This window comes from Pseudomonas sp. BS-2016, from assembly GCF_001806145.1.
Lineage (GTDB): Bacteria > Pseudomonadota > Gammaproteobacteria > Pseudomonadales > Pseudomonadaceae > Aquipseudomonas > Aquipseudomonas lundensis.
Genome location: NZ_MLCT01000083.1, coordinates 1 through 1,823 on the forward strand (window position 1 = coordinate 1; position 1,823 = coordinate 1,823).

Annotated in this window: 2 protein-coding genes; one reads left to right on the top strand and one right to left on the bottom strand. The window is 60.8% G+C overall.

All coding sequences use genetic code 11. The annotated features are described in order from the left end of the window. Positions 1-1,356, top strand: a 1,356-nt coding sequence (gene mqo / locus BKD70_RS22435; protein ID WP_070415424.1) for a malate dehydrogenase (quinone), incomplete at its 5' end; no start/stop codon positions are given. Between the two features lie 98 nt (positions 1,357-1,454). On the opposite strand, the gene BKD70_RS22440 is transcribed toward mqo, so the two are convergent. Beyond that, entirely contained in the window at positions 1,455-1,742 is a 288-nt protein-coding gene (locus tag BKD70_RS22440) for a PA4642 family protein (protein ID WP_003188614.1), read from the bottom strand. Positions 1,743-1,823 lie beyond the last annotated feature (81 nt).

Below are 1,823 nucleotides of genomic sequence, written 5' to 3' on the forward strand. Positions count from 1 at the left end.
TGTGAGCTGAACTACACGCCGCAGGCCGCCGATGGCTCCATCGACATCAAGAAAGCCGTGCACATCAACACCCAGTTCGAGGTGTCGAAGCAGTTCTGGGCTTACCTGACCAAGAAGGGCACCTTTGGCTCGTCCAGGTCGTTCATCAGCCCGGTGCCCCACCTGAGCTTCGTGCAGGGCGACAAAGGCGTGTCCTTCCTCAAGAAGMGCTTTGAGACCCTCAGCCAGCACCACGCGTTTTCGGACATGCACTACACCGAAGACCGCAGCGAAATGGCCGAGTGGATGCCGCTGATGATGCCGGGCCGCCCGCTCGATGAAAAAATCGCCGCCACCCGTGTGATGAACGGCACAGACGTCAACTTTGGCGCCCTGACCAATCAGTTGCTCAGCCACCTGACCAGCTCGCCGGACGCCCAGGTCAAGTACTGCAAACGCGTGACCGGCCTCAAGCGCAACGGCGCGGGCTGGACCGTGAGCATCAAGGACGTCAATAGCGGTAACAGCCGCGACGTCGATGCCAAGTTCGTATTCCTCGGCGCTGGCGGTGCGGCGCTGCCATTGCTGCAGGCCTCGGGCATCGAAGAGAGCAAAGGCTTCGGCGGCTTCCCGGTGAGCGGCCAGTGGCTGCGTTGCGACAACCCGGAAGTGGTCAAGCAGCACCAGGCCAAGGTCTACAGCCAGGCTGCCGTGGGCTCGCCGCCGATGTCCGTGCCGCACCTGGACACCCGCGTAGTGGATGGCAAGAAATCCCTGCTGTTCGGGCCATACGCCGGTTTCACCACCAAGTTCCTCAAACACGGCTCGTTCCTTGACCTGCCGATGTCGATTCGCGCCGGCAACATCGGCCCGATGCTGGCCGTGGCCCGCGACAACATGGACCTGACCAAGTACTTGGTCAGCGAAGTGCGCCAGTCCATGGAACAGCGCCTGGAATCCCTGCGTCGCTTCTACCCCGAGGCGAAAGCCGAAGACTGGCGCCTGGAAGTGGCCGGCCAGCGCGTGCAAATAATCAAGAAAGATCCGAAGAAAGGCGGCGTGCTGCAGTTCGGCACCGAACTGGTTGCTGCCAAGGACGGTTCGCTTGCGGCGCTGCTGGGCGCGTCTCCTGGTGCTTCGGTCACCGTCTCGATCATGCTGGAGCTGATCGAGCGCTGCTTCCCGCAGAAAGCCGCCGGTGAATGGGCCACCAAGCTGCACGAGATCTTCCCGGCGCGCGAGAAAGTGCTGGAGACGGACGCCGAGCTGTATCGCAAGATCAACACGCAGAACAACATCAGCCTGGAGCTGGTGGAACCTGTAGGAGCGAGCTCGCTCGCGAAAAACGTCAACGATAACGCGGCGCAAGTGGATTAAGGCGCCGCTCTCAGGTTCTTCGCGAGCAAGCTCGCTCCTACCGTTAAAAGCAAAACGCCCCGGACTCTGAAGCCGGGGCGTTTTTTTTGCTCGGACAATCAGCCGCGGGCGTTGTCGATCAGTTCGATGTACTCGGCGGCGTTGCGCTGGTCCTTGATCAGGTCGACGAAGGTCTGGCCATGCTCGTCCTTGCCGTCCAGGTCCAGGCCTGCTTCTTTGAAAAAGCCCAGGAAACGCTCGAAGTCGTCGATACGCAGGCCGCGATAGGCCTTGATCAGTTTGTGCAGGGACGGCGACGTCGCATCAACCGGCTCGAAGTCCAGGAACAACTTGATCTGGTCGTCACCGATTTCGTCGCCAATCACCTGTTTCTTATCTTTACGCATTACCGACTCCAGCCTGCAGACATTTACACGGGGTTTGAAGTCTACCTGCGCGACGCCGGATGTGGGAGGGGGCTCGCCCTA